At 42.3% G+C, this 1,271-nt stretch carries 1 protein-coding gene; it reads left to right on the top strand.

The window, feature by feature from the left end:
• Window positions 1–232 precede the first annotated feature (232 nt).
• Window positions 233–1,240: an IS110 family RNA-guided transposase gene (locus VM932_RS16650; protein ID WP_326280417.1), complete on the top strand. Its 1,008-nt coding sequence runs from the start codon at window positions 233–235 to the stop codon at window positions 1,238–1,240.
• The last annotated feature ends 31 nt before the right edge of the window (window positions 1,241–1,271 follow it).

Below are 1,271 nucleotides of genomic sequence, written 5' to 3'. Positions count from 1 at the left end.
ATCGTTAGTTTGTATTCTATAAAAATAAAGACAAGAAAAGAGAATGAATCGTGAAGTGTTACCTTGGCAAAAAAAGCTCCATCTGCTGCCCTAACTTTAACGATCTAATAGATAAAATCTAAGTTTCATATTAAGAACAGCAGATTTATTGAGTTAAAGCCAGAGAGTATTTAGGGAAAAACCCATTATCACGATTTCAGCCACTCAATGTGGAGCATAAATAAATTCATTTATGCAAGTTTACGGAATAGATCTGTCAATGGAAAAATTCGATGTCAACTACATCGACAAAAACGGAAAGGAAAAACAACAACAAGTGAAAAACCAGCTGAACGGTATATCGAAGTTTCTGGACAAAGTGGCAGAGGGTGCTGTTCTGTGTGCGGAGAACACGGGAACCTATGGGGACCTATTGGTCTTTCTCAGTAACCAAAAGGGAATAAAGATAGCCTTGGTCCCGGGCTACACCATCAAACACAGCCTGGGGCTGATCAAGGGGAAGTCAGATTCCATGGATGCTGGGAGGATCAGGGAATATGGGGAACGCTTTTATGACAGGCTCACTTTTAAAACCTATGGTACAGAAACCATGGCAGAGCTAAAATCCCTGTATGCCCTGCGTTCCCGGCTGGTCAAAGCAAGAAAGGTTTTACGGACAGGAGTCCATAGCCGATCCAAAGGCCCTATGCAGAGCATCAGCGAGCAACGATATACCGACCGGGCCCTATCGAACCTTGATGCTGAAGTCTGTGCCGTTGAGTCGGAGATCGAAGCGATCATAAAGGCCGACACGGAACTTCATGAGAATTATGGATTGGTCACCGGTATAAAAGGAATAGGCCCCGTAATCGCAACGGATCTGATCATCAAGACCGGGAACTTTAAAAATATTGATACCGCTCGAAAAGCGGCATCTTACGCAGGGGTCTGCCCTTTCCCCAATGAGTCGGGGAAAATGGTGGGAAAGCCAAGGACAAGCCCCTTTGCGGACCGAAAACTCAAATCTTTATTGTACATGGGATCTAAATCCGCTGTCAAGCATAATAAGGAATATAGGCTGTATTACCAAAAGAAACAAATGGAAGGAAAACCCCACTATTTGATCATGAACAATGTATCCAACAAAATGCTAAGAACCATCTACAGTGTGGTAAAAAACAAGACTCCATACTGCCAGGACCATATATGTCTGGACCCAAGAGAAAAAAAAATAACCAGCTCCACTAAAAAAGTGGCTTAATAACTTGTAATTTATTAGAGTATATGAAAAA

Origin of the sequence: Flagellimonas halotolerans (assembly GCF_035818535.1) — a bacterium.
In the GTDB taxonomy this organism is placed as follows: domain Bacteria; phylum Bacteroidota; class Bacteroidia; order Flavobacteriales; family Flavobacteriaceae; genus Flagellimonas; species Flagellimonas halotolerans.
The sequence above is the reverse complement of the archived record's forward strand: the minus strand, read 5'-3'. Positions and strand labels throughout refer to the sequence as shown.

Coding starts and splice junctions, on each gene's coding strand:
- VM932_RS16650 (WP_326280417.1), top strand. CDS start 233: ATGCAAGTTTACGGAATAGATCTGTCAATGGAAAAATTCGATGTCAAC.